This window comes from Bacteroides sp. AM16-13 (assembly GCF_003602705.1).
GTDB classification, from domain to species: domain Bacteria; phylum Bacteroidota; class Bacteroidia; order Bacteroidales; family Bacteroidaceae; genus Bacteroides; species Bacteroides xylanisolvens.
Window position 1 is genome coordinate 50,158 of record NZ_QTLK01000029.1, and the last position, 25,817, is coordinate 75,974.

Sequence of the window (25,817 nt, forward strand, 5' to 3'; positions counted from 1 at the left end):
TGCTATGAAAAAAAATCTATGTACACTGGTTCTCTGTTTCTGCTGTCTGTGCAATCTTTGCGCTCAGAAGAAGGAGTTGCCAGCAGCTGGAATGATTTATTTTGCTAGTACTGGTTTCATTGATAACAATGAGGTCTTAAACAATCCTTATATCATCGGTGGAATGTACACTATGTACTGGTCGTCAGTAGAGGCGGAGCAAGGTAAATTCGATTGGAAAGAGGCTGATGACTTTGTAAAGCGTTGGACCAAAGCCGGCAAGAAAGTGGCTTTGCGCATCATGTGGTCCAGTAGCGGTTATTGGAAAAATAAAGCTGCTGGCAAACCGACTCCTTCGTGGGTGTGGAAGGCCGGAGCAAAATATGCTTATCACAAGGAAAGCGATACCGAACTTCCGCTGTTTTGGGATCCGATATTCAGAAAACATGCCATGAACTTTATGAAGGCAGTCAATGACCACTTTAAAAACAATAAAAATATTCTTTTTATCGATGTGACTCCCGGAGCAGAAACAAATCCGTATCGTTTCGGTACCATTGCTAAAAGAGACCCGCAGTTTAAAGATGCTTTTGTAAAGTTAAAGAGCAGTGATGGTAGAACTTATACGGAAGAGCTTTGGACGGAAACCGTGAAGGAGTGGATAGGAGAGACGGCTAAGATTATGTCTGACCTTCAATGTCTGATTACTTTGAATCGTGGTAGTCTTTTGGGAAAAAACAATTTTCCTGTTTTTGGACAGGCTGCGGTAGATAACGGTATGTATGTAGGTCAGAACGGTATAAACGAGAAAAGTTACAATGGCAATGATGCCCTCCGGACGAAACTGTTCTCTGAGTGGAAGCAGAAGACCAAACTCTTCTTTGAAATGGTGCATGCAGCTGAAACGCAGAACACCGGTTCCATGCAGGGAGTTGTGGAGGCTGCCAAGCGCATCGATTGTGATTTTTTGAATGTCTATCCTCAAGATGTATTGAAGTCTACTAAAGGTTCTTCATATTATAAGTCCAAATGGGATGAGGCGTTGAAAAACGGTCTAGAATATTTTTCATCAAAAACAAAAAACAGATGATGAGAATAAGTATTTTTTTATTTTGTCTGTTAATCAGTAGTGCTTCCTGTTCAGGAAGCACTACTATTAAGGATACTTCTGCTATTGATTCGGAGATAGCGGAAAAGGAAAGTGAGAATGTGGTAAACGGTGGGTTGGTCTATTTCGCAAACTCGAAACTGCCTGATGATATTGCCATACAGAACCCGTATATTATGGGAGCGCTCTACACCATTTATTGGAGTGAAGTGGAAAGGGAAAAAGGCGAATATGACTGGAGTGAAGTGGATAAATTCTTCAAGAATTGGACTTCTGCCGGTAAGAAGGTGGGCATCCGTGTGATATGGATTTCTACCGGACTGTGGCCGCATGAGGTTGCGCGTCATCCTGCTCCCGAATGGCTTTGGAAGGATGGAGCCAAATATCATTATGATGAGAAGACGAAGACAGAGATTCCTCTGTTTTGGGATCCCATCTACAATGAGCATGCGCTTCGACTGATGCGGGCTATCTATGACCGTTACGGTAAAGACCCTAATTTTCTGTTTGTGTCAAGCACGCCCGGTTATGAGACTTTCCCTTGTCATCCTAGAACGGCAGAGGTGAATCCTAATTTTTTTGAGGAGTTCGCTCAAACCAAAGACAGTCAAGGACGGGCTTATTCACCGGAACTATGGCAAAAGACAGTCAAGGAGTGGATTTTTGCGGTGTCAGCCATATATAAAGAGGTACTAGCTTTCGTCTCTTTGAACAGAGGCGGACTCTCCCCGAAAGAGGATTATTTCCAACTGTTCGGTGAGTATGCAGTGGAGGCCAATGCCATAGTAGGACAAAACGGAATAAAGGCTTCCAGCTATTTGAATGCCAATGGCGGTCGTTACAAACTCTTTAAAGAGTGGAAGAAGAAGGTGCCTGTTTTTCAGGAAATGGCACTTGCTTCGGGTAATGAAGAGAGACAGGTTGGAACGTTGATGGGGGTTATGGAGGCTGCGGTGAGAATTGATACGGACTATCTGAATGTCTATGCCATTGATGTACTGAAAGGTACAAAAGGTTATAAGGACTACGATCCGACATATGAGGAGGCACTTAAATTTGGATATGAAAAGCTTCAACTAAAAAAATAACAATTATGCGCACAAATACACAGGTTATTTATATATTATTTGCTTTCCTTTTTGGGCTCACTTCTGTGAATGCCCAAAAGACAGAGGGCAAAAAAGGATTACTTTATTTTGCCAGCTTTGAAAGTTCAAAAGATGATTTGGTCAAACAGAATCCTTATATTATCGGAGCGGTAAAGACGATAAAATGGGCAAATATTGAGAAAGAAGAGGGTGTATACGACTGGAGTTCTATCGATCAACTGATTGAGTCGTGGGCAAAGTACGGCAAGAAAGTGGTACTAAGAATGCAATGGGTGACCAGTGGCTATTGGAAAGATCCCATGTCTAAGACACCGACGCCTCAGTGGGTGTGGAAAAAGGGAGCCAAGTTTGCTTACCATGTTCCGAGTGAAACGGAAATTCCTCTTTTCTGGGATCCCATCTACCAACGTTATGCACTGCACTTCCTGAGTAAAGTGGCGGGACGGTATGACAATAATCCCAATGTACTCTTCATAGATATTACTCCGGGTGCCGAGACCAATCCGTTCAGATTCCGTACTATCATCAAAAAAGACCCAGGCTTTAAAAAGGAGTTTGTGACTGTAGCGGCAAGCGATGGACGTAAATATAGTGAAGAATTGTGGCAAGCAACGGTTCTTGATTGGTTGCCAAAAGCCTCCGGCCTGTTTAAGAAACTGCCTACAGAAGTGGCGTTGAACAAAGGATCCTTGTTCGATAATAACAATTTTGAATTGTTCGGTGAGCAGGCTGTGAAGTGTGGTATGTACATCGGTCAAAACGGCTTGTCTGGTAATCGCTATACAAAAAATGAATCCGGTAAAGTACAGTTGTTGTCTAAATGGGCAAAGAAAACTAAAATTTTCTTTGAGATGGTCGGTTCCACTTCGACCGATGTTGGCTCTCTGAAGGAGGTGATGGATGCGGCATATCGAGGTAAGTGCTCTTTCCTTAATGTCTATGCCAAAGATGTAGAAAAGGGTACGAAGGGATTCCCTGAGTACGATAAGAGCTACGAGGAGGCTCTTAAATACGGAAGTAACTTATTGAAAGAATCTTATTAAAATCAATGAACCATGAATAAAGTCCTGACTTTAGTAGCCACGTCGCTGACAGCATTGCAATTGCATGTTGTGGCACAAGAGGCGCGCCCAAATATCATATATATCATGTCCGATGACCATGCTCTTCAGGCCATTAGCGCTTATGGAAGCAGATTGGCTAAGGTGTTGCCTACACCTAATTTGGACAGAATCGCCAATGAAGGAATCCGTATGGATAACTGCTGTGTGACTAATTCTATCAGTGCACCTAGTCGAGGCTGTATCATGACGGGACAATACAGTCATAAGAACGGTGTGTATACGTTGGACGATGGCTTGGCCCCCTCTCGAAATAATTTTGCTAAAGAGTTGCAGAAGGGAGGATATCAGACGGCTATTATTGGTAAGTGGCACTTGAAACATGAGCCCACGGGATTTGACTACTATAATGTCCTGCCCGGTCAGGGACGCTACAAGAACCCCATTCTCATCTCCAAAGAAGATCGTAAAGGACACACGGGTCCCTTTGACAAGACTCCGGGGAAAGTGTATCAGGGACATTCTACTGATGTGATTACTACTCAAGCTATCGACTGGATGGATGCGCATAAGAATGACGACCACCCGTTCATGCTTATGTGCCATTTCAAGGCTCCCCACAGAGCCTGGGAATATGCCGACCGTTTTGCCGATTTGCTGAAGGATGTGGAGATTCCCGAACCGGAAAATATGTATGATATGTATGACGGTAGAGCACATTATACTGAATTGCAGACCATGAGTCTTGAACATATGGATGAAAAAGACATGAAATGTGAACTACCTACCAATCTGTCAAGAGATGAGTTCCGTAAATGGGCCTATCAACGCTATATGAAACAATATCTTCGTTGTATTGCTGGTATTGACGAAAATGTAGGCCGCATTCTAAAGTTCTTGGATGAGAATGGACTGGCTCAGAACACTATTATCATCTATACTTCCGATCAAGGTTTCTATTTGGGAGAGCATGGCTGGTTTGATAAACGTTATATGCAGAAAGAAAGTCTGAATATGCCGTTGTTAGTGCGTTATCCTAAAGAAATAAAACCGGGTAATACCAATAATAGTATCGTTATCAATGCAGACTTTGCACCCACATTGTTGGACTATGCTGGAATTGCTAAGCCGGACTACATGCAGGGTGAAAGTTTCAGAAGTATTCTTAAAAACGGGAAAAAGCCTAACGGATGGCGTGATGCAATGTATTATCGTTATTGGATGCACGGTGACCGTCATCATCACACAGTCGCTAATTATGGTATTTGTACGGAACGTTATAAACTGACCTATTATTATGGCGAGACCTTGAATAAGAAGGGAACCCATGAGATGCCTTATACTCCTGATTGGGAACTCTTTGATATGAAACGCGATCCACAAGAGATGAAGAATGTCTATAATGACAAACGTTATCAGAAAGTGGTAGCCCAATTGAAGGAGAAATTGTATCAGTTGAAAGAATATTATCAGGATAACGAATAATGTAGAACCATTGAGATATTGAGATGAAAAAACTATTTCTATTTCTATTTCTTTTGTCTTCTACATTAGTTTGTGGGCAGGTTGTGAGGCAAAATCTGTCTGTTAGTACAGAGAACACCGTTATGGTGTTCTCTGTTACTGAATCTGATGAGTTGATTTATAGATATTATGGAAATAAACTTCAGAATTTAGATGCTTTTTCTTACGAGTTGCAAAGAACTCCCCACCAGCCGTTACCGGTTGCATATCCTTCATTCGGTGGCATAGCTTCGATTATTCCTGCACTGAAGCTGACTCACGCGGACGGTGTGATGATTTCAGAACTTAAATTCTCGGAGATTTCCACAACGGCAGTGGATGCCAATGTGACGGAAACTGTCATTCGGATGAAAGATAGATGTTATGACATTGACGTCGTTCTTCACTTCAAGGCCTACCTAAAAGAGGATGTCATTGCTCAATATGTCACGATAAGCCATCGGGAAAAGGGGAATATTAAGGTGGAGAATCTTGCTTCCGGATACTTGAACTTGCATGCTGACCACTATTACCTGACTCATTTTGCTGGAGCATGGGCCGATGAGATGGGATGGCAAGAGGAGTTGTTGACCCGTGGCGTGAAATCCATAGAGAGCATCAAAGGGGTACGGACTGCACAGACCGAGAATCCTTCTTTTCTAATCAGTGTAGATGGAAAAGCGGAAGAGTATGCAGGAGATGTGTATGCCGGTGCGTTGGCTTGGTCGAGTAACTACAAACTTTCTTTCCAATTGTCGGAATCCGGCTGTTTGGATGTAGTAGCAGGTATGAATCCTTTTGCCTCCACATTGACGATAGAGCCGGGGAGAGAAATCAAGACACCGGAGATGATTTGGTCGTATAGCCACAACGGCAAGAACCGTATATCACAGAATTTTCATAGTTGGAGTCGTCGTTATGCATTGGCACATGGTGATGACTTACGCCCCATTGTACTGAATAGCTGGGAAGGGGTGTACATGAAGTTCGATGAACAGGCTATTCTTTCTTTGATTGATGATGCGGCTGAGTATGGTGTGGAGATGTTCGTGCTGGACGATGGATGGTTTGGCAGCAAATATCCGCGTGATAAGGCCGACTCCGGTTTGGGAGACTGGATGGTGAACAAAAGGAAGCTTCCGCATGGTATAGGGTATTTGGCCGATTATGCCGTAAAGAAAGGGATACGGTTTGGCCTTTGGATAGAACCGGAGATGGTGAATCCTCGTAGTGAATTGGCGGAAAAACATCCTGAATGGATTGTAAAGACAGGTAAATATACTCCCTATCTGGAAAGGAATCAGTGGCTATTGGATTTGAGTAATCCTGAGGTACAGCGTTTCGTGGAGAAGACATTTGATGACGTTGTGGCAATGTCACCCAACATCTCGTACATCAAGTGGGATGCTAACAGACATGCCAATAATGTAGGCTCTTCATATCTCCCGGTGGAAAAACAGTCGCATTTTTGGTATGAATATACCCAGGGGCTCTACAGTGTGTATGAGAAGTTGCGGAACAAATATCCTGATCTGATTATTCAACTGTGCTCTTCAGGTGGTGGTCGTGTCGATTACGGGGCGTTGAAATATCACGATGAGTTCTGGGCTAGTGACAACACTAATGCCGTAAATCGTATTTATATTCAGTACGGAACGAGTCACTTCTTTCCAGCTATTGCCATTGGTTCGCATATCTCCTCAAGCCCCAATCATCAGACGGGTATGCCATTGCCTTTGAAGTTTAGAGTGGATGTAGCCATGTCGGGACGTTTGGGTATGGAGTTGCAACCTCAGGATATCAAAGGGAAAGACATCGTTTTTGTAAAACGGGCGGTTGAAACTTATAAAGAGGTTCGGTCCGTCATACAGCATGGTGATTTGTTTAGATTGAAGTCTCCTTACGACAGTACGGATTGGGCCTCATTGATGTATGTCTCTTCTGTACAGAACAAGGCGGTCTATTTTGTCTATAGTCTGGGTTATCATAATCGACATCAGTTCTATACAGAGAAACTGAAAGGATTGTCGCCAGATAAAAGATACAAGGTGACTGAAATCAACAAAGGTAATAAGTCTGCTAGTTCGGCTGCAGGCAAGGTGTTTATGGGAGAATATTTGATGAACGTAGGTATTCAACTGAATCTCTCAAAGCCGTATGAAAGTGCAGTACTGTTGCTTGAGGAGGTGGAGTAAGAGTGTTACTTTATTCGTTGCTCAAACAACAAGACTTTAAAATATCAATAAAAAATTATCAAGAGTAGAATATGGATAAGATTATATTATCTTCAGCCTTATTGGCTTCTTCATTTTGTATGGGGTATGCACAGCAAAAAAATAATAAGGCACTTCGCCCCAATGTTGTATTTATCATGGCTGATGATTTAGGCATTGGTGATTTAGGATGTTATGGACAAGAGCAAATAAAAACTCCTGCCATTGATGCTTTGGCTGCCGAAGGAATGAGGTTTACTCAACATTATTCCGGCTCTACTGTTAGTGCCCCTTCTCGATGTGTATTGTTAACGGGTAAACATACCGGGCACTCTTATATAAGAGGAAATAAAGGAGGAATTGTAATTGATGGTCGTCCATACGATATGAGCCTTTCGTCTCAAGAAGTTACTATTGGTGAAGTATTTAAAAGCCAGGATTATGCTACAGCTTGTGTTGGTAAATGGGGACTTGGAGGCCCTTTTTCTGAAGGACATCCTAACAATCAAGGGTTTGATTACTTTTTTGGTTATTTAGGGCAAAAGAATGCTCATGATTACTATCCCGAACAGCTCTTTGAAAATAATACTGCTGTAGCTTTAAATCATGAAGTTTATTCGCATGACCTGATTGCAGACAAAGCTTTGGAGTTTATTGATAAGAATTGTGATAAACCTTTTTTCTTGTATTTCACTCCTACCATACCTCATGCGGATATTGTAGTCCCCAATAATGAACTCTATGACTATGATAGTAAATTTGAAGAGGTCCCTTATGCTGAGGATAGGTATCATGCACAAGCCAAGCCTAAAGCAACTTTTGCTGCTATGGTAACCAGGTTAGATCATGATGTACAAAGAATTGTAGATTTGTTGGAAGAGAAAAATTTGTTGGAACACACTCTGATAATCTTTACCTCCGATAATGGAGCGCATATGGAAGGCGGTCACCATCCTTCGCATTTTAAAAGCAGTGGCTCCTATAGAGGCATGAAACGCGATTTATATGAAGGTGGTATTCATGTTCCATTCATTGCAAAATGGAAAAATGTAATTCCAAAAGGAAGTATATCCTATCATACTTCTACATTTTGGGATTTTATGCCTACTGTCTGTGATCTGATTGGGGCAGAATATCCAGAACACATTGATGGTATTTCTTATCTACCTACACTCATTGGTAAAGGCAAGCAAAAAACACATGATTATCTTTACTACGAATTTCATGAAAGAGGCGGTAAACAGGCCGTTATCCAAAACGGATGGAAATTGGTTTATTTAATGGTCAATGATGCTAAAAAGGCATATTATGAATTGTATAATCTAAAGGAAGATCCGGGAGAGACCGCTAATGTAGTCGATCAATATCCTAATAAAGCTCAGGAACTTAAAAAGATTATGCTACAAGCTAGAATTCCAAGTGAACATTGGAAGTTTGCATTTGAAAAATAGCATGATGTCTTAAATATTAGTATCGAACTGACGTTATTTAGCTTTCAGAATAATACGAAAACGGCCTCTAGACTGACATACCGGTCCCACAAAACGGTTCGTTTTTCCTGTGAAAATTAGAGAAAAGAGAGGTGTAGATGCGTAGTTTTTGCCCTTCAGATGCATGTTTTGACAACCACAAGAACAGCCGGAAGAGGGAGAAAAGCGGACGCAACGTGTCGGAACCCTTCGTTTTCTCCTCGCTGAAGGGCTGTTTTCATGCCGAAGAAGTTCTGTTTCCGTCTCGTTGGATTGTAATGATTTCTATATACGCATGCAAGACAGCGAGTTGCGGTTTTTCTTTCCCGTATTTCTGTTCCGCCTTACCCTCGGTCGCAAACAAGCGATTCTCGCGCGATAGCGAAAAAGCAAAATGGCAGAGCAAAAAGGGAAATTCTAAATGCTCTGAATGATATTACGTTAAATTAATACTTTTGTCGCTATGCCCTTAATAATCAATGAATATCTGCGGTTTATATCGAACTGACGTTAACTTACAGTCATTATGAAATACGACTTTTTTATCTCTTATTCCAGTAAAGATAGTGGGGTAGTATTTGAAGTATGTGTCATGTTAGAGGCAGTTGGTGTAACCTGTTGGATTGCTCCAAGGAATGTATTTGATGGCAAGTCTTACGCACGGGAAATAATTGAAGCTATGACTAATTGTTTTGTCATGAAATAATAATGTCTAGGATTTATCTAATCGATAAGTTCTATTGGAAAGACTTGCCTCCCTATCAACTATTTTTTATAGTCCGGTAATTTGTCCATTGTGAATGGTTCTGTTTTACAGTTGTTTGCCGGACAATGGAAAGTCCGGCAAATTCTGCTGATTTTTCATTCTATGATTGTCGTTTTTCCATTTTAGTTGTTTTTCACCCGGTTCATCAGTTGCCCGGATATCTCATGCAGCTCCCTGCTGCGTTCCGGCTCCTGTTCCCGTGCAAAGGCGGTGATGCCCTGTGCCAGTTTCCAGAGTGTTGCCCCTCCTGTTATGCCGTCGTCGGGGTTGTTATTCATCAGGAGCTTTTCGACTTCCCGTCCTTCGTTTTTCAGCAACGCACCACGCTGTACCAGGGATTTAAGTTCCTTGTCAAAGTCCACGTCTATTTCCGACGCTCCCTGAATTTCGATGGCTTTCTGCATGATCGTGTCCTTGCTGTAGAGCCCTTTAGTCAAATCTTTGACTGCCGATACGGTTGTCTTGGTGTCCAGTTCATAAGTTCTTTGCGAGAGCGCAAGCGTATCCGGCAGGCGTCCTCCCAGATGAATCTGCCGCATGACCGATTCACGTACCATGCCGTTCAGGCAAGCTCCGTTGAGCAGGAACGAGCGCATGTCCACCGAACCGTTTCCGAAATCGGATGTGCTGAATCTTGCTCCCGCGAATATGATTACCGTCCCGTTTTTACAGGTGGGTATTTCAACCGGTGTAGGAAGAATCGTCTCACACCATACTTTGGTGTCATTCATATAGGCGTCGGACACGACGGCTCCGTTGTTTGCCGCTTCCCTGATGAATGCGGTTAGTATGTCCACGGAGTTGAGCCGCCGGTACGAGTCTGAGAGTACACCCCTGATTTCCGTTCCTACCGCACGGATGAGTACGCGTGTGCGTCCCGTCCATCCCGAATGTTCGTTAAGAATGGTTGCGCACAGCTGTTTCTGCCAGGCGTCTCCTGCGGAAAGCTCCCTGAGATATTTTGCCGGAATGCCCATTTTCTCGGAAATCTGGCTGATGGCATTTCCGTGCAGGTTGAAATTCCCTTCCGGCATGTTCATCTGTACCTGTTCCTCTGCCTGGAATGTGATAACCGGATGGCGGTCCTCATTACGCAGGTTCACTCCTATGGGGGCAATGAAGTCTTGTGCGATTTTTCCCTCTTCGAGCAGGCGGGTGATTGTAGCCATGACACCCTGCTGTTTTCCTTCGATCATTTTTTGAACCTTGTTTATGACTACCTGGTTCAATCCCTGCTGCTTCTGTACCGGTGCAGCGGCCGGCATTACTGTAACTTCCATAATTGCTGTATTTAATGGGTTAATAAATGAATTTGGCATACCGGTGGTATGCTTATAAAATATTGTATGTAATCATTTTTTTTATATTGATGATCGTGTTTGGTATCATATTTTATGTCGTTATTACATCTTGAAAATGGCTTGTAAAGGCGGAGGGGAATCCGCCTTACGCTTCCTGCCACCCGTTGGCATCGTTTTTCGTAAGATATAAGGGGATGCTGGAAGATTCCTGCCTGCCCGGTATTCCTCCATGCTCATTCTCTTTATCGTGGGAATGCCTGTCCATGTTAGCATGGGATTGACCTTCCAACCGTCCACGAAGTTTCCGGGATTCAGACTGTCATGGCAGATGACTTCCCCTATGCATCCGTGTATGAGCATGTTGCATACGGTCATCAGGCAGCAGGTCCGGTTGATATCCTCCCCTATAAGGTAGTTTCCCGGATTCCGTGCATGGCAGGCCAGCAGCAGCCTTCCGCTTCCGCAGGTCGGGTCACCCATCCTCTGTCCGGTCTTTTTTTCTTCCGTTTGGGTGCACAGCACCATGAGGTCGCAGATATGTACCGGAGTGAAGAATTGTCCCTGTGACTGCTGGGTACTTTTGGAAACCAGTGCCATATATAAATCCCCGAAAGGGTCATACCAGCTTGTATCATCCTTTATCCGGCTTGCCATGAGCCGTACCCATCCGGTGAGCATTTCCATAAATTTCATGTTCTGCTGCCGTTTGTACTTCCAGCTCTGCAGTGGGGGAGCACCGGGAGAAAACCCGTGGATGATATAGGTCAGGAAATCGTTGAATACATTGACGGGATCGAGTCCGTTTGTGTAGGAGAAATCCATTATCAGCTTCTCAAGCGGACGGACCGGGGGAGGGGTTTCGTATTTTGCCATTGTTATTTCTTTTTATAGACGGTTATTGTATGGGTATCATCGCAGGTTATTATTTTCACGGGAGACTTTCCGAGAAAGGATATGTGTATTTCGGCTTTTGTTTCGTTCCATTCCTGTTCCGTGAGTATTTCCCATTTCATGTGGTATCCCCATAGAACGAGTGAGTTGCTGTATATCCCGTCGAAGAGTTTCCCGTGAAGGATTCCGGTCAGCCTGTCCAGTTCCTCGCGTGAGTATAGGGTGAATCCTTCGGTCATGTAGAAGAATTCGCCGTCATGTTCCGGGTCGGGCTGCCTGTTGATGTGGTATTTGCTCCAGTTTCTGGTAGTATATCTGCCATACAGGGGTTCGGGTTCCGTATATTGCCACGCACGGACACGGGCCATGAAGTATACCTCCCCGTTGGCGCATTTTCCGGCATGTCCCCATGTCCTGAACTGCTTTTCTCTGATACCTGCCGGTCTTAAGGCGGCTCTCTTCGGATAAGTCCATATCCCTTCATGGACGTTATAGCCGACACCGTCCCCGCTTTCATAACAGAACGGGATGCTTCCGGAAAGGTAGATCTTGAAATGTCCGTCGCATATCTCTTCGATGTGTGCCGATTGAAACCAGTCACCGTTCCGGCAGGTATACTCGATGATGTCACCTGCTGCCGGTCCGATATTCTTTTCCCGTTCTTGCCGGATTATTGCAATGAGACGGTTTACCTTGTCCGTATCACTTTGGTTTATCCGATATCCGCGGTAATGGAAACCGTTGAAGCATTGCAGGCTTTCCACTGTATAAAGGTCAGTAAATTCCATAGTGTTTTCGATTTTTACGGTATACTTCAATTTGTCGGGCTACCATGTCACAGAATTTCTGTCCGTTTTCACCCTCCCCTCTGAAATAGATGATCATGTCCCGGAGGTCCCGGTTGAAACAGTTCATCCATTTGTCGTAATAATGACTGCCCTGTGTCTTTCCGAAGGTCTCCTCGAAAAGGTGCAGGTTCAGCCCTTCCTCCCCGTGGTGGTTGTACTGCCATAGGAAGATGAGTAATAGACGGTTATAGCTGAGTTCCATAGAATATGTTTTTTGATATTCCTTCCGGGGTTGCTCTTGCACAAAGGAGCTCCTCCCTTATCCATATTCGGGTGTATTCTTCCAGATATCCCTTGTCTATGAGTTTTTGATAGGCTTCCCTGACATATTCGTAAGCGGGGGAGTCCCGGTCGGGTCCTTCCGGATATTTTTGAGTCGGTATGTTGATTTCTGAAGCCACCGTCATGAGATTTTCGGTAACAGTCCACGGTTTTCTTCTGAAAAGGTCGAATATCCGGTAGTATATGCTTGTTTCGTTTTGCTGCCGGTAAAATTTCAGCTCCTCTTCCTGCGTGAAACTGAATATGAAATCAAGCAGGGTGCACCTAATCAGATGGAATCTCCTGCTTTCCCTGAGTAACCGGATAAGCGTTCCGGTCAGGTGTGTGGCCTCACACTGTCCGGTTATCCATTCGTAATGTGAATGAAGCCTTGTATTCCCTTTGGTTATCCGGCATCCTTTTCCTCTTTTCTCCATCTCTGTCGTATATCCGTCCGTGGTGAATATTTCCGCGATTTCCTCATAAAGTTTCCTTTTCTTTCTGTATTCGTTCTTTTTCCCATACACATATCCCCAGTCAAGCTCGATCTCTATCCTGTAGATCAGATTTTTTTCATATTCCGGGTTTGTATGTCCGAAAGCATGTGTTCTCCCGGTTATCGGTCCCAGTATGAATCCTTCCGGTGCATATAGTTGAAGTACATGCAGCAGTTCCGCCAGAAGGAAGTCCGGTTCCTTGCCCTTCCACCATTCTGCCTGCCGGTCTTCTTCCGCGTATGCCGGAAGAAGGGGCGAAAGTTGCACATATTCGGGGGTGTCCCTTATAATTTCCATTATCCGTAATATTGCCCCTGGTTTGTCTTCCAGTGTGAAAAGTGTCGTTTCCGTATCCGCATACAGTCTGTTCCGGGTTCTTTCATCCGTAATCATAGCCGATCATTTTTTAGTTATACATGAGCCTGTCGTGAGACGGGCATTTTTATTTCTTGTTGGATGCGTTGTCCGTTTGCCGGGGATTGCGGCAAGGCTTGACGGAAAAAAATACCGGAGCGTAGCGAGGATGATTTTTTTCCTGTCAACCAGCCCGCAGGGCTGCCTTGCGCATTCAGTCCGGCAAACGGCTATCTTTGCGGCAAGAAATGGAAATGCGTAATCCGTTTTGCTATTTCCGCATTTCCCGTTGGTGCTTTTCAGCTTTCCTTTGCAGCCTTCTTTCTGCCTCCTGTACATTTTCTTTTTTTATTTTGAGTTTGGCGACAGCCTTTTGGAGCATTTCGTCCGTCTGTTCGTCAAAAAAGAGGTTGTTCTGTTTTTGCCATGCGGTGTATTCCTTTATCCTCCGTTCCATCCTGGTGACCTGTGCCTTGGCTGCCGCCAGCGAGGAGAGGCAGGAGCCGAATGAATAGTCTTCACCGCTGTGCCTGTCATACAGGCAGTAGGTATGTGTAACATTCCCTTTGGGATATTGGCAGGTCAGTCTTGCCCTTCTCCACCGGACGACCCAGTCATATTTGTCCGCCACTTTTCGTGGCAGGTCATATCGGAAGAGCAGGACTTTACCGCCCTGCTCTGTAGTCCTGTAAAAGGAGATGATCACCCACAGCTCGATCTCCAGCTCTTTTTCCGCTTTTGCCATGTCCCTGGCATACTGTATCCATTCTTCCATGTTCCGGAAACTTTAAGTGTGTATCTGCCATCCTTTGAAGGGAGTCAGCTGTACGGCAAACGATTCATCCGGTGAGCCGTGATAGAGCAGCCCTCCGACAATCCCTCTGCTGCCGTCCGGGTATCTTTGGGTGAACCCGAACGAATAGGGGGCCCAGTCGTGGTAGAGCTCTATCTCACACGGGCGGTTCGGATTCTTTTCCCATGCTTTAAGACGTTCCATGCAGTTCTGCAGCGAAGTGTCCTTGATTGATTCCGCATACTGTACTACCTGGTCGTAATACTCCTGTTTGCACATGATTTTCATGATATTCCGTTTTAATTGGTTAATAATGTTTTTTCTTTCTTTCTGTTCCTGCCTGTATTTCTGACGGTTTTGTATTCAGTTTCCCAGCTGGTGGAGTCGCACCACTCCCTGCACATTCCGCATACTTCGGTTGCATAGGAATAACGTACCTGTGAATCTACAAACAATCTGTCCCTGACGAATGGAAACGTAATGTCCAGAGGCAGACTGATGTGGTAGCCGGAACCGTTGAAACTGTTGGCGACGGCTACGATGACATCCCCGTGGAAACGGATGGTTCTGAAATCTTTTCCGTTGTCGTTTGTGACAAGTTCATTGAACCCGGCATTGAAATAAATACGTAGTTCACCACCGTATGTGGCATTATCCACCAGTTCTTCAATTAGTGTGTCAAACTGTCCTTTCTTCAGTTTCAGGGCGCGCCTGACCTTGTAACAGGACATAGTTTTGGATGCTTTTCCGATGCGTTCCTCTATTTTCGCACCGGGAGAGTAGTACATGTTGACGGCGGCGGAATTTTTTATGAGTTCTTCCGCCGGGTCGGTATCACTCCTGCTCAAGATGAGGTCCGTAATCTCTTCACGGTGTTCCTCGAATTCTTCCTGCCTTTTCTCTTCTGCCATCTTCTCTTTGATTTCCCCAAGTATTTTGAGCAGACTTTCCGCTTCCTGTTCAGCATAACATTCCATGACTGTTTCATATAGCCTCCCCATGTTATTGTTCCGGATGCACTGCTCCTGCAGGTCTTCGCGTTCGTCCAGATTCTCCCGGTAGTCCACATGATACAGGCTGACCGTTTCGGGAACATATTTTTTCCATGACTCCGTATTATTCATAGCATTTGCATTTAGGGAGGACTGCTTTTGTTTCAACCGGTGTTTTCTCTCTTTTGACGGCTCTGAGTCTGTGCATAATGTGCAGGAACAGTTCCCGGTCATAAATCCTGTAGAAGAAGTTTTCTCCGGTTTCCTTGACGGTTCCGGTGAATGAGACGGAATCACGGCAGGGAGGAGACTGGAAGAGGCATCCGCTTGTTATTATGGTGTATCTCTTTTCCTCCACTTCATCCAGCAATGTTTCCATGTCGTCATGCCTGCCATATCCGGAGAAATACAGAAAATGATGTTTCCTCAGGCTGAGCAGTATGTTCGCCATGTCTTTTCTGGCCTTGCAGGTGTCCCCACCATCATTCCCTCCGGTCACCATGTTGCAGATGAAACGTTCCCTGTTTTCCTTGTCGGTGAATGAATAGGGAATGGTGATGATCTCCTGCTTGTCCTTGCTTGTAATTCTCTCCGCCTTTCCTTTGCTGACTTTTCCCTTGAATGTGATGTTGCGATAATGCTCATTCATTTGCCGCTCCAGTTCGGCCTGCGGTGTCATGACCGGACGCAGTCCCCGGAAAAAACGTTTTCCGATGGTGAAACAGAACATGTACAGGCTGCCATGGTAGGGCTCGCCGAAAAAGAATGAATGGCGCTTCAGACGGACGGGAGGCAGTTCGTTCATACAGTTATAATAGTTCTCCTCTGTAATTTCACGGAAGGGTCGGCACAATGACTTGTCATGAATACGCGACCTCTTGTGTATGGCATTTCTTGTTACCGTAACTAGAAAAGGATTGTTTTCCTGTTTCTTGAGTTCCTCCAGTGTGCTGCCGTAGTAGTCACAGTGTATGCCGTCCGACATGGATGTGACGCAGCTTCCTCGGAAACAGCGGGAGTCAATGACAAATTTCAGATGTTCTTTTTTCATGGTCAGATATTTTGGAGGTTTAAGATTCTCTTTGCCGCAGACACCGCATTCGGATTGAGTTGCCGCTGCCATGCCCTGTTCTTGGGCGACCAGTGGAAACCGGATGATTTGAGTTCCCTGCGTTTGCTCTCTTCCGGTATTTTGTTGAAGAGGATTTGCAGACGACTTTCCTGATAGTTCCAAACGAGGGTTCCACCTTCAAACGTTACTTCCCTGTTTTCCTGTTCTTTGGTTTCCTTTAACTTGTCCCGCATGCGACTGGCTGTTTCAGCCAGCTGGAAGAACCGGTGGCGTGGTGTGATGACAGGCTTCTTTATGCCGGCATTATATTCGGAGATGAAGTTGATAGCCCTCTGTACGATTTCCACGTCGCCATGTCCGGCAAATGTGCTGACCTTGTTGAAGATGCTGCTTACGAAGAGTGCCCGGTTGTACCCTCTGGCTTTTCCCGTATCAATCTCGTGAATCGTGTTCGCACTGCTTGCAATGTCACGTTTCAGCCTGCGCCATGTTTCTTCCCGTTTTTCTTCTTCGGGTCTGTCTTTTTCTGTGAGCAGTTGCATGGTTTTCAGAAATTTCTCACGCCATTTCAGGAATTCGTCGTATCTGTTCTGATAGGCATTTTGTGCCTTTTCATTTCTTTGGAAATTGAATCTTCCCCGTCCTGTCACCATCGGGTTTGCGCAGCGTGAGAGGCTGTGGAATAAAACGGATATTTTACTTTTGTAAGTATTGATATAATCCTGTTTTTTTGCCTCCGGTATTTTCTTCAGGTCTTCATGGAGTTGCTTTTCATATCCCATGATGTCCGTTTCAGCCCTTGTTTCCGGATCATGGGAGTTCCAGCGGTAGGCATTGACGGCGATTTCTTCCAGTTCTTCCAGATAGCCGGGATACTTGAATCCTGTTACTTCCCAGTTTTTGAAGTCAGAAGTACGTAATTCCTTCTCTTCACCGTTTTCCGTGTAGGTATGGATATACATATACATACCTGTGCTTTTCTTGCGGAAATGGAAGGCGACCGCATCTTTGTCCGTTCCGATCCGCCGGATGGATTCTGCACGGTGCGCATTTGTTTTTGTGAGCGGAGTGATTGTCGGGTTACCACTGCTACTTTCTACGAGGTTCATTACTCGTTCTTCGTGAACCTGCATTTCGGTCATTTCAGCCATACTTTAATCATTTAAAATTAGACATAACCGGCTCTGTGGAGCCAGTATTTCGATTTCTTACTTGCCGGGTTGTTCGTGTCCGGGATTGTGCAAGGCTTGGCAGGAAAAAATACCGGAGCGTAGCGAGGATGATTTTTTGCTCGCCAACCAGCCCGTAGGGCTGCCTTGGGCAATCCGCAGGACACGGACTATTTTTGCAGGTAAGAAGTTGAAATATAAAATCTGGTATGGGGTGACCTGAAAATAGCAACAGTATTACATTGGATATATCTTTATTGAGTAGTTTTATTATGCGATTTTATGAGTAAAATAACATTCCTTGTTATTGCACGAAATGACACTCATGCCTGGATAAAACTTTCTAATGAAGAATTGCTGAAAAGCTGTGGCTTAATGGCAAAGGATCCTGTTACTGGAAAGATTGGTGTTAAAGTGGCTGCTCTTCTATTGTTTGGAAAGGATGAAAGTATAGCTTCTTTTATTCCGGCATATCGGTTTGAAGCTATATATAGGAATAAGACTTATGGGTGTTTTGTTTTAAATGAAGTGACAGATAGTACTAGATATGATGATCGAATAACAATAAGGACCAATCTAATCAAGGCTTATGGTTTGTTGATGGATTTTGTTTATAAATATTTGCCAGAAAAATTCTATCTTCAGGATGGATCAACACAAAGAGGCGATCTTAGGGCGAATATATTCCGGGAGATTATAGCAAACTTGTGTGTACATAGAGAATATGCAAGTAATGAAGTTGGTTTATTTGAAATATTTGCTGATAAAGTAAGGACTTGTAATGCCACAAAGTTCACGTCTTCTTTGAGAACCGGTTCTATAAGTATAGATGAATTGGAAAACTATACTAAGAATCCATTATTGTTCAAGGTATTTCGTGAACTGGGTTGGGGTGAAGAATTAGGTTCGGGAAGCCGTAATATTAAAAAGTTTGCTCCTCTTTACTATAATAATAGCGTGATTGAAATACTGAATAATGAGCGTTTTGTTTTTAGTATGACTTATCGAGATGTTGTTGGTGATGTACAAGCCAGTGATGTGAATAGGTGTGAAAATGCACCTGCTAGGAGTGTGAAAAGTTGTGAAGTAGGTAGTACTGTAGATCATAATAATGTGAATGTAGATAAACTAACTTCTATTTCTATAGCTACTGCACTTGTTTCCGAATTTGTTTCTGGGGTTAGTGATAAAATAGCTCTTAGAATGGCTGAAGAAATTGTTGCTATTTATGTTGTAGGACAACTTACAAAGAAAGAACTAAAAGAACAGTTAGAATTAACCGAAGAGCAAATAAAGATTGATCTAAGAGAACTTTCTAGAGCTAAACTGTTGGAACAGAGAGGTAAAGATAAGAAATATATGCTGTCTGAAATGGCACAGATAAAAATATCATCCTTTTGGACAAATATGTAATTATAACCAATTTATTCCTCTATTCTGCTTGTGCGGAGCAGGACAGTTGTCAGAAAGTGTGCGACATGATGAACCGGGTGCTAATTCACTAAAGATGAATTCGAGAGTTTGAGGTGCAGAATTTGCACCTCAAACAAAAGGTGGTACAAGGTATATGCCTTATGCCTTTACGGAGCCTGGAGAAGCAATGCTTTCATCGGTTCTGAACAGTGAGGTCGCAATTAATATCAATATAATGCGTGCATTTATATTGGTTCGTCGGATGCTTACGTTTATTCCGCTAGTCGTTTCTTGACATTGAGCATGGAATCCTTTAGACTAGCATTCATTACTCGGGCGTAATGTTGTGTCATTCGTGTAGAGGAATGTCCAAGCATAACTGATACATCTTGTAGGGGTACATTATTAGCGAGCGTAATGGTAGTCCCAAATGTATGCCGACCAGCGTGAGTGGTGATATTTTTCTTAATTCCGCAGAAATCTGCTATTTCTTTGAGATAGCTGTTCATTTTTTGGTTGCAGGGAACTGGGAGACAACATCCTTTTTTGATGCAAACAGGATTATTTTCATACTTCTTTAGTATGGCAAGCGGAACGGGAAGTAGAGGTATGTTACAGATGGAAGATGCTTTACGCCGATGCATCAGTTTGATTCTTCCTTTTCTGATCCACCAGTCTCCATTATTATCTTGCATCAGATCTTCTTTTTTGAGCGTGGACACATCGGCAAATGCCAGACCAGTGAAGCAGGCGAAAATGAAAATATCCCGTACCAGTGCTAGTCGGGGTATAGTGAATTCCTTATTCATAACGGTCTGTAATTCGTCATATGTGAGGAATACAGGAGCTGTTTCATCCTGTTCCATTTTGTATCCATAAAACGCATCTTTCTTCATCCAACCTTTTGCCAGTGCCATATTTGTGATTTTCTTGAAACATTTCATATATCGTACAATAGTGTTGCGGCATAAACCGACTTCTGTTTTTAAATGAAGGTCAAAGGCTTTTATGAATTCCGGAGTGAGTTCATGGAAAGTAATATCTTCTTTGTCATAAAATGTAGGAATGGAATTTTCGAGTTTTTTTAGTACATTTTTGTAACGGTTGATGGTCACTGGTGCATAGTCAATATTCACAACTTTCTCCATCTCCTTGATTTCTTGTCGTATTGTTCCAAGCAGGGTACGCATTTCCGTATCCTTGCCGAATACACGTTTTAATATTAAGGAGGGAGTGGATATTGCCTGCTCCAGTATAAGTTCCTTATACTTTTCCAATGCTCGCGTGGCTAATTCAGATAAATAACTGTTGAGTTCATTGGAAGCCCGGTCTTTTCCTTTACTACATCCTTTGGCTGCGTTCCACAGTTTGAGAGGAACGCTTCTTTGGATTCGTGTTTCTTCGTATTGACCGTTAATTGTGATCCTCATTAGAATAGGTGCTTCACCATTTTTTAATAATTTCGTTTTGAGAACGAAAAACAGAATCTTCATTGTTCCTTGTTTCATAACCTTTTTTCTTTAAGTTGGTAAATACAATTAGTTATTCTGTCAACTTGAAAGATGAGTTGGAAGTCGGTGAAAAAGTTAAAATCGGTGGATTTTTGGTAGACATGGTCTGAAAAACCACCGTTTTTTTTAGTTTTAAGATTCTCTTTGTTTTCCTTCATCTTATATTTGTCAGTAAAGGAAGAATCTTTTTTGCTTTTCTTTTTTCGCTATTTCCATTACATTCAAGCAGGTATGCAAAAGTATGTTTTTGCTCCTAAAAATGATTGGCGCAAATTGTTGTAAATGAGTGAAATATAGTGCAATCGGTGGTTTTTTAAAGGGACTCTGAAAAAGCCACCGAATGGGACATTTCCAGATACTCGAATCGGCTAGAATTTGCGTATTGGAGTATAAAAGAAAACCCATTGAAATGACTGAATTTCAATGGGTTCTGAGAAATTACCGAATCGATAGTGGTGCCACCAGGAATCGAACCGGGGACACAAGGATTTTCAGTCCTTTGCTCTACCAACTGAGCTATGGCACCTTGTGATTGTTCGGTCCGGTAATATCTCTTTTGCGGTTGCAAAGGTAGTGAAACTTTTGGATTCTGCAAGCCTTCTGGAGATAAAAAACACTGATAAAAAGCTAGTTTGCTTATTATCAGTGTTGTATGGGATGGAAAATATTTCAGAAAAGTGATAGAAACTATTGTTTATTCTCCTTCAATGGATTCCATCCTTGTGCTTTCAATTCAAATTCTTGGCCGTCACGCGTAATTAATGCACAGCCAAGTTCGGGTTTGGTGATATGTCCGATGAGGCGCACTCCTTCCATTTGTGATACTTTTTCATGATCGGCGATAGAAACAGTAAAGAGTAGTTCATAATCTTCTCCGCCATTCAAGGCGCAAGTCGTCAGATTCATGTTAAACTCTTCAGCCATAACAGCCGTCTGATAATCGATTGGAATATGTTCTTCGTACACGCGGCAACCGGCATTGCTTTGTTTGCAGATATGCATCAATTCTGATGACAGACCGTCAGATATATCCATCATAGAGGTTGGAACAATATTGGCGGCAGCTAGTTTCTCAATGATATCCTTACGTGCTTCCGGTTTTAACTGGCGTTCTAACAAGTATTCTTTGCCGGTAAAGTCCGGTTGAATGTCTTTATCACCTTTTAGTACGACTTTCTCACGTTCCAATAGTTGTAAACCCATATAGGATGCTCCCAGATCACCGCTGACGCAGATCAAGTCAGTTTCTTTTGCTCCATTGCGGTACACCACTTTATCCTTGTCAGCATCGCCGATACAAGTGATGCTGATAGCAAGCCCTGTAAGGGAGGAAGTTGTATCACCTCCCACAATGTCGACGTTATATTGCTGGCAAGCCAGGCGGATACCGGAATAAAGCTCGTCCATATCTTCTACGCTGAAACGCTTGGAAAGGCCAAGAGATACTGTAATCTGCCGGGGAGTGCCGTTCATAGCATAAATATCGGAGAAATTAACGACTGCTGATTTATATCCCAAATGTTTCAAGGGAACATAAGTCAGATCAAAATGTACACCTTCCATAAGCAGGTCGGTTGTTACCAATACTTGCTTTTCTGAAGGGTAGGAGAGAACGGCGGCATCGTCGCCCACTCCATATTTACTGGATTCATTTTCTAGTTTGATTCCCTCGGTGAGGCGGTCGATCAGACCAAACTCACCGAGAGATGCTATTTCAGTTCTCATAAATCGGGGTGATTGTTTAGGCACGGTTGATAAGTTCGCGCATGATCGTTGTCATTTTCGGTTGAGCGGCATCGGCTGCTTTCTGAACTTCTTCGTGCGTTACTTCTACGATTTTTCCTTCTACTCCCAGGTCGGTAATGACGGAAATACCAAATACTTTGATGCCACAATGGTTGGCTACAATTACTTCCGGAACGGTAGACATACCAACAGCGTCGGCGCCAAGGATATGGAATAGTTTATATTCGGCAGGAGTTTCGAAAGTAGGACCTTGTGTACCGATATACACTCCGTGTTGTACTTTGATTCCTTTTTCTTTGGCAATCTCATCAGCTTTACGAATCAGTTCCTTGCTGTATGCTTCACTCATGTCCGGGAAACGAGGGCCGTATGGGATATTTTTTCCACGAAGCGGATGTTCGGGGAAATAGTTGATATGGTCGGTGATAATCATCAAATCACCGATTTCGAAGTCTGCATTTGTTCCGCCACTGGCGTTGGATACAAACAAGGTTTTGATTCCTAATTCGCGCATCACACGTACAGGGAAAGTCACTTCTTTCATCGAATAACCCTCGTAATAGTGGAAGCGTCCTTGCATAGCCATGATATCCTTATTGCCTAGTTTGCCGAAAATCAGCTTACCGCTATGACCTTCGACGGTAGATACCGGGAAGTTCGGGATATCCGAATACTTTATTTCATACTTCTCGGTGATTTCGTTTGCCAAACTGCCAAGTCCGGTACCAAGTATAATGGCTGTTTCCGGGCTGGTGTGCATCTTACCTTTCAGATAAGCTGCGGTTTCTTGTATTTTCTCTAACATAGTCAATAATATGTTGGTTAAATTTATCTTGTTGATTCTGTAATATTTCTATTTCAATAGGCAAGGCATAGATAAATGGTTTCAATTCCTTGTCCAAAGCCGGATGGTTAATCAGGCGTGTTGCATCTTTTTCGGTAGTAATAATCAACCGGCGTTCTCCTTTCAGCCTATGAAACCGTTCTTTGATAAGCTGGATATCCCGATGGCTGAAATTGTGATGATCGTCAAACGATAGCAAATCTATTTGTTGGGTACAATCTTTCAGCCTTTCAAGAATGGGAGTCGGTGAGGCAATTCCGGTCATCAATAATATATCTGTATTTGTCAGCGAGGACAAAGCAATCTCATTGTTTGCCGAAATGGTATCTGTGTCCGGAACCATCATAGGAAACACTGGTTGCAGGTTACCATACTGGAACGATGAGAAGAATAACTGTTGATATGGATAAAGGTTCAGTCGTTTCGTGATGATATTATAATCAATAGGCTTGATGTCCTGCGGACATTTGGTGACAATAACGATTTGTGCCCGGTTTTTGCCGTTAATTGGCTCACGGAGTCGTCCTGCGGGGAGCAAAGTGTCGTCACAGAACAGCCGGTGATAATCCGTTAACAGAATACTTAATCCCGGTTTGACATATCGGTGCTGGAAAGCGTCATCCAACAGGATAACATCTATTGAAGGCTTTTGCAGTGCAAGCAGCTTTTCTATGCCATGACAACGCTTTTCGTCGACAGCTACTGTGACAGACGGGAATTTTTGATGCATCTGGTACGGTTCGTCGCCAATGCTTCTTGCCGTACTTTCCGGAGTAGCCAGCACATAACCTTTCGTATGCCGTTTGTACCCCCGACTTAATACAGCTACATTATATTGATTACAAAGAGACTTTATCAGATATTCAGTGTGCGGAGTTTTCCCTGTTCCTCCAACAGCGAGATTGCCTACGCTGATGATAGGTATATCAAAACTCTTTGATTGCAGCACTTCCCAGTCAAAGAGTTTATTTCTCATCATTACCGCTGCTCCGTAGAGCCAGGAGGCAGGGTAGAGCCACTTATGTATCTTGATAAAGTGTTCGTCCATGTATGGCAGTTTATTTAATATTCAGTTCGAACGGAATACGAGCCTGAATCATGGATTGTTCTTGCAGATTTTTCAGTAAACCGAATTGTTGGTAGAATTCACCTAACTTACTTTTCAGCAATTGTGATTCTACGTAATTCGTCGGTTTCGTATCAAGCAGGGAAGAAAAGAAATCTTGTTTTGCAGGATAAGAAACAATGGTGTAGCCCTCGATACCGGCTTTTGCCACGGCAATATCCAATGCCTTGTCAATGCCGCCTAACTCGTCTACTAGTCCTAACTTTTTAGCAGTTTCCCCGGTCCATACACGGCCTTCGGCAATCTTTTCGATCGCTTCCTTTGTCATGTGGCGTCCTTCAGCACAACGGCTGACAAAGGTGTCGTATCCTTCGGTAATCATCATTTGAAGCAAGGATCTTTCATCCTCGTTGAACGGGCGCATGATATTCCCGAAATCAGCATATTTATTCGTCTTAACTACATCATAACTTAAACCGATTTTATCAGTCAATCCTTTTACATTGGGAATGATACCGAATATTCCGATAGACCCGGTCAGGGTAGTAGGCTCTGCAACAATCGTGTCGGCAACGCAAGAGATATAGTAACCTCCTGACGCGGCATAATCCCCCATAGAGACAATGACCGGTTTCTTTGTTTTCAACTCTTTCACTGCATGCCAGATTTGTTCTGAAGCAAAAGCACTTCCCCCCGGAGAATTGACACGAAGTACAACAGCTTTCACATCATTATCATCTTTCAATTTACGCAGGTCACGAATGACTTTCGAACCAACAATTCCGTCCTCGGAAGTTGCGGAGCTCGGATAGTCTGTAATTTCACCGGATGCATAATAAACAGCTACGATATTGCCGCTTTTGTCTTTTGGCACATTCTTCTTTACGTTCATCATGTCGCTTAATCCTACTATCGGGAGATTGTCATCTTCATCTATCTCTACCAGTTTTTTAAGATAATTGCGCACATCATTGCGATAAATCAAGGTATCAGCCAATCCGCATTTTACACTTTCTTCTGACGGATAGAACATTAACATACGATCGGCATAAACATTCAGAGAATCTACTGGAATATTGCGGGAAGCAGAAACCCCCTCCGTCACCTGTTCCCAGATGGAAGTGATAAATGCTGTCACCTGTTCGCGATTGGCAGGGCTCATCTCTGTTGCAATAAACGGTTCCACGGCAGATTTGTAAGTTCCCACCTTGAATACCTGCATCTCAACTCCTATTTTTTGTAGCAGGTCTTTGTAGAATAAGGGAGCGGAAGCAATACCTCTCCATTCAATCATTCCTTTGGGATTGAGCAGCACCTTATCGGCTGCGCTGGAAAGATAATAAAGCCCCTGCGTATAGGAGTCGGCATAAGCAATGACGAACTTTCCACTCTCCTTGAAATCGAGCAGTGCGTTACGGATTTCTTGTAAGGAAGCATAGGAGGTACCTAATGAACTTGCTTGCAAATAAATCCCTTTGATATTTTCGTTTTCTTTAGCCTTCTGGATGGAAGAGAGAATATCGTCCAGTCCGTACGTGTTAGATTCGTCACCAAACAACTGTGATAAAATACCTAGCGGATCTTCTTGCGTACGTTCAACCAACGTTCCGTTTAAGTCGAGCATCATTACGGAATTCTTTTTTACGATTGTTTCCGTGTCCGAAGCGGACATGATGCCAAACAGCGTTACCATGCTGATTATAAATAATACAATACTTGACAAAATGATACCTGTCACCGTGGCAAGTGTAAATTTCAAGAAATCTTTCATTATACTTATTGTTTTTGCGTCAGCTTGTTGTTATGTAGGTTTGCGGCGTTACCGCCGCATTCCCCATTAAGAACTGTACG

The 25,817-nt window shown here is 43.4% G+C and carries 23 protein-coding genes, 1 tRNA gene and 1 pseudogene; 9 read left to right on the top strand and 16 right to left on the bottom strand.

Going from position 1 to position 25,817, the window contains the following annotated elements; all coding sequences use genetic code 11:
- Positions 1–4: 4 nt before the first annotated feature.
- From DW173_RS19825 to DW173_RS24345, 7 genes are all read left to right on the top strand, one after another.
- Positions 5–1,069, top strand: a complete 1,065-nt coding sequence (locus DW173_RS19825; RefSeq protein ID WP_120145067.1) for a beta-galactosidase — start codon at positions 5–7, stop codon at positions 1,067–1,069.
- Complete coding sequence (locus DW173_RS19830) at positions 1,066–2,175, top strand: beta-galactosidase (protein WP_120145068.1); 1,110 nt, start codon at positions 1,066–1,068, stop codon at positions 2,173–2,175. The genes DW173_RS19825 and DW173_RS19830 overlap by 4 nt, the downstream gene beginning before the upstream one ends.
- A gap of 5 nt (positions 2,176–2,180) precedes the next feature.
- Positions 2,181–3,239 (top strand): beta-galactosidase, encoded by a 1,059-nt coding sequence (locus DW173_RS19835; protein WP_120145069.1) that lies wholly within the window; start codon positions 2,181–2,183, stop codon positions 3,237–3,239.
- A 12-nt stretch (positions 3,240–3,251) separates the two neighbouring features.
- Complete coding sequence (locus DW173_RS19840; protein WP_120145070.1) at positions 3,252–4,742, top strand: sulfatase; 1,491 nt, start codon at positions 3,252–3,254, stop codon at positions 4,740–4,742.
- Positions 4,743–4,765: 23 nt separating this feature from the next.
- Positions 4,766–6,955 (top strand): alpha-galactosidase, encoded by a 2,190-nt coding sequence (locus DW173_RS19845; protein ID WP_199722855.1) that lies wholly within the window; start codon positions 4,766–4,768, stop codon positions 6,953–6,955.
- A gap of 71 nt (positions 6,956–7,026) precedes the next feature.
- Positions 7,027–8,424, top strand: a complete 1,398-nt coding sequence (locus tag DW173_RS19850) for an arylsulfatase (protein WP_120145072.1) — start codon at positions 7,027–7,029, stop codon at positions 8,422–8,424.
- Between the two features lie 544 nt (positions 8,425–8,968).
- Entirely contained in the window at positions 8,969–9,148 is a 180-nt protein-coding gene (locus DW173_RS24345; RefSeq protein WP_255421378.1) for a toll/interleukin-1 receptor domain-containing protein, read from the top strand.
- 182 nt (positions 9,149–9,330) lie between these two features.
- Here DW173_RS24345 and DW173_RS19865 read toward each other — a convergent pair whose 3' ends face one another.
- The 10 genes from DW173_RS19865 to DW173_RS24010 form a co-directional block, all read right to left on the bottom strand.
- Complete coding sequence (locus DW173_RS19865) at positions 9,331–10,488, bottom strand: hypothetical protein (protein ID WP_120145074.1); 1,158 nt, start codon at positions 10,486–10,488, stop codon at positions 9,331–9,333.
- A gap of 123 nt (positions 10,489–10,611) precedes the next feature.
- A complete protein-coding gene (locus tag DW173_RS19870) occupies positions 10,612–11,382 on the bottom strand; it encodes an N-6 DNA methylase (protein ID WP_120145075.1) in 771 nt (256 codons plus the stop codon).
- A 2-nt stretch (positions 11,383–11,384) separates the two neighbouring features.
- Positions 11,385–12,188, bottom strand: a complete 804-nt coding sequence (locus DW173_RS19875) for a DUF4121 family protein (protein WP_120145076.1) — start codon at positions 12,186–12,188, stop codon at positions 11,385–11,387.
- Positions 12,175–12,450, bottom strand: coding sequence for a hypothetical protein (locus DW173_RS19880; protein ID WP_120145077.1), 276 nt, complete (start codon positions 12,448–12,450; stop codon positions 12,175–12,177). The genes DW173_RS19875 and DW173_RS19880 overlap by 14 nt, the downstream gene beginning before the upstream one ends.
- Positions 12,434–13,399: a hypothetical protein gene (locus DW173_RS19885; RefSeq protein ID WP_120145078.1), complete on the bottom strand. Its 966-nt coding sequence runs from the start codon at positions 13,397–13,399 to the stop codon at positions 12,434–12,436. The genes DW173_RS19880 and DW173_RS19885 overlap by 17 nt, the downstream gene beginning before the upstream one ends.
- Before the next feature lie 232 nt (positions 13,400–13,631).
- On the bottom strand, positions 13,632–14,135 hold the full coding sequence (locus DW173_RS19890) for a hypothetical protein (protein ID WP_120145079.1): 504 nt from the start codon (positions 14,133–14,135) through the stop codon (positions 13,632–13,634).
- A gap of 12 nt (positions 14,136–14,147) precedes the next feature.
- Positions 14,148–14,441: a DUF4120 domain-containing protein gene (locus DW173_RS19895; RefSeq protein WP_120145080.1), complete on the bottom strand. Its 294-nt coding sequence runs from the start codon at positions 14,439–14,441 to the stop codon at positions 14,148–14,150.
- A gap of 11 nt (positions 14,442–14,452) precedes the next feature.
- Entirely contained in the window at positions 14,453–15,277 is an 825-nt protein-coding gene (locus DW173_RS19900; protein ID WP_120145081.1) for a hypothetical protein, read from the bottom strand.
- Positions 15,270–16,196 carry a hypothetical protein gene (locus DW173_RS19905; RefSeq protein WP_120145082.1) on the bottom strand — a complete coding sequence of 309 codons (927 nt, stop codon included), beginning with the start codon at positions 16,194–16,196 and terminating at the stop codon, positions 15,270–15,272. Before DW173_RS19905 ends, DW173_RS19900 begins: the two co-directional genes overlap by 8 nt.
- A 2-nt stretch (positions 16,197–16,198) precedes the next feature.
- Positions 16,199–17,368: a hypothetical protein gene (locus DW173_RS24010; RefSeq protein WP_233562244.1), complete on the bottom strand. Its 1,170-nt coding sequence runs from the start codon at positions 17,366–17,368 to the stop codon at positions 16,199–16,201.
- A gap of 300 nt (positions 17,369–17,668) precedes the next feature.
- Here DW173_RS24010 and DW173_RS19925 point away from each other — a divergent pair, with 300 nt between their 5' ends.
- Together DW173_RS19925 and DW173_RS24220 are read left to right on the top strand one after the other, a co-directional pair.
- Positions 17,669–18,799, top strand: a complete 1,131-nt coding sequence (locus DW173_RS19925; protein ID WP_147402058.1) for a hypothetical protein — start codon at positions 17,669–17,671, stop codon at positions 18,797–18,799.
- Positions 18,800–18,886: 87 nt separating this feature from the next.
- Positions 18,887–19,070 (top strand): annotated as a pseudogene (locus DW173_RS24220) (ORF6N domain-containing protein); the annotation flags it as partial.
- Between the two features lies 1 nt (position 19,071).
- On the opposite strand, the gene DW173_RS19935 reads toward DW173_RS24220, so the two are convergent.
- The 6 genes from DW173_RS19935 to sppA all read right to left on the bottom strand — a co-directional run bounded on the left by DW173_RS19935 (position 19,072) and on the right by sppA (position 25,737).
- Positions 19,072–20,307, bottom strand: coding sequence for a site-specific integrase (locus tag DW173_RS19935; RefSeq protein WP_120145085.1), 1,236 nt, complete (start codon positions 20,305–20,307; stop codon positions 19,072–19,074).
- 456 nt (positions 20,308–20,763) lie between these two features.
- A tRNA-Phe gene (locus DW173_RS19945) sits at positions 20,764–20,836 on the bottom strand.
- Positions 20,837–20,997: 161 nt separating this feature from the next.
- The gene (gene thiL, locus DW173_RS19950; protein WP_008026683.1) at positions 20,998–22,035 is read right to left on the bottom strand and encodes a thiamine-phosphate kinase; all 1,038 of its coding nucleotides are present in this window, start codon (positions 22,033–22,035) and stop codon (positions 20,998–21,000) included.
- Positions 22,036–22,051: 16 nt separating this feature from the next.
- Positions 22,052–22,861, bottom strand: a complete 810-nt coding sequence (locus DW173_RS19955) for a purine-nucleoside phosphorylase (RefSeq protein ID WP_008026681.1) — start codon at positions 22,859–22,861, stop codon at positions 22,052–22,054.
- The gene (lpxK, locus tag DW173_RS19960) at positions 22,818–23,948 is read right to left on the bottom strand and encodes a tetraacyldisaccharide 4'-kinase (RefSeq protein WP_120145087.1); all 1,131 of its coding nucleotides are present in this window, start codon (positions 23,946–23,948) and stop codon (positions 22,818–22,820) included. Before lpxK ends, DW173_RS19955 begins: the two co-directional genes overlap by 44 nt.
- Positions 23,949–23,958: 10 nt before the next feature.
- Positions 23,959–25,737, bottom strand: a complete 1,779-nt coding sequence (sppA, locus tag DW173_RS19965; protein ID WP_120145088.1) for a signal peptide peptidase SppA — start codon at positions 25,735–25,737, stop codon at positions 23,959–23,961.
- Positions 25,738–25,817 lie beyond the last annotated feature (80 nt).

Bases quoted from the DNA above. Each gene is read 5' to 3' on its own strand.
- DW173_RS19825 (WP_120145067.1), top strand. From the start codon at position 5: ATGAAAAAAAATCTATGTACACTGGTTCTCTGTTTCTGCTGTCTGTGC.
- DW173_RS19830 (WP_120145068.1), top strand. From the start codon at position 1,066: ATGATGAGAATAAGTATTTTTTTATTTTGTCTGTTAATCAGTAGTGCT.
- DW173_RS19835 (WP_120145069.1), top strand. From the start codon at position 2,181: ATGCGCACAAATACACAGGTTATTTATATATTATTTGCTTTCCTTTTT.
- DW173_RS19840 (WP_120145070.1), top strand. From the start codon at position 3,252: ATGAATAAAGTCCTGACTTTAGTAGCCACGTCGCTGACAGCATTGCAA.
- DW173_RS19845 (WP_199722855.1), top strand. From the start codon at position 4,766: ATGAAAAAACTATTTCTATTTCTATTTCTTTTGTCTTCTACATTAGTT.
- DW173_RS19850 (WP_120145072.1), top strand. From the start codon at position 7,027: ATGGATAAGATTATATTATCTTCAGCCTTATTGGCTTCTTCATTTTGT.
- DW173_RS24345 (WP_255421378.1), top strand. From the start codon at position 8,969: ATGAAATACGACTTTTTTATCTCTTATTCCAGTAAAGATAGTGGGGTA.
- DW173_RS19865 (WP_120145074.1), bottom strand. From the start codon at position 10,488: ATGGAAGTTACAGTAATGCCGGCCGCTGCACCGGTACAGAAGCAGCAG.
- DW173_RS19870 (WP_120145075.1), bottom strand. From the start codon at position 11,382: ATGGCAAAATACGAAACCCCTCCCCCGGTCCGTCCGCTTGAGAAGCTG.
- DW173_RS19875 (WP_120145076.1), bottom strand. From the start codon at position 12,188: ATGGAATTTACTGACCTTTATACAGTGGAAAGCCTGCAATGCTTCAAC.
- DW173_RS19880 (WP_120145077.1), bottom strand. From the start codon at position 12,450: ATGGAACTCAGCTATAACCGTCTATTACTCATCTTCCTATGGCAGTAC.
- DW173_RS19885 (WP_120145078.1), bottom strand. From the start codon at position 13,399: ATGATTACGGATGAAAGAACCCGGAACAGACTGTATGCGGATACGGAA.
- DW173_RS19890 (WP_120145079.1), bottom strand. From the start codon at position 14,135: ATGGAAGAATGGATACAGTATGCCAGGGACATGGCAAAAGCGGAAAAA.
- DW173_RS19895 (WP_120145080.1), bottom strand. From the start codon at position 14,441: ATGAAAATCATGTGCAAACAGGAGTATTACGACCAGGTAGTACAGTAT.
- DW173_RS19900 (WP_120145081.1), bottom strand. From the start codon at position 15,277: ATGAATAATACGGAGTCATGGAAAAAATATGTTCCCGAAACGGTCAGC.
- DW173_RS19905 (WP_120145082.1), bottom strand. From the start codon at position 16,196: ATGAAAAAAGAACATCTGAAATTTGTCATTGACTCCCGCTGTTTCCGA.
- DW173_RS24010 (WP_233562244.1), bottom strand. From the start codon at position 17,368: ATGGCTGAAATGACCGAAATGCAGGTTCACGAAGAACGAGTAATGAAC.
- DW173_RS19925 (WP_147402058.1), top strand. From the start codon at position 17,669: ATGAGTAAAATAACATTCCTTGTTATTGCACGAAATGACACTCATGCC.
- DW173_RS19935 (WP_120145085.1), bottom strand. From the start codon at position 20,307: ATGAAACAAGGAACAATGAAGATTCTGTTTTTCGTTCTCAAAACGAAA.
- thiL (WP_008026683.1), bottom strand. From the start codon at position 22,035: ATGAGAACTGAAATAGCATCTCTCGGTGAGTTTGGTCTGATCGACCGC.
- DW173_RS19955 (WP_008026681.1), bottom strand. From the start codon at position 22,861: ATGTTAGAGAAAATACAAGAAACCGCAGCTTATCTGAAAGGTAAGATG.
- lpxK (WP_120145087.1), bottom strand. From the start codon at position 23,948: ATGGACGAACACTTTATCAAGATACATAAGTGGCTCTACCCTGCCTCC.
- sppA (WP_120145088.1), bottom strand. From the start codon at position 25,737: ATGAAAGATTTCTTGAAATTTACACTTGCCACGGTGACAGGTATCATT.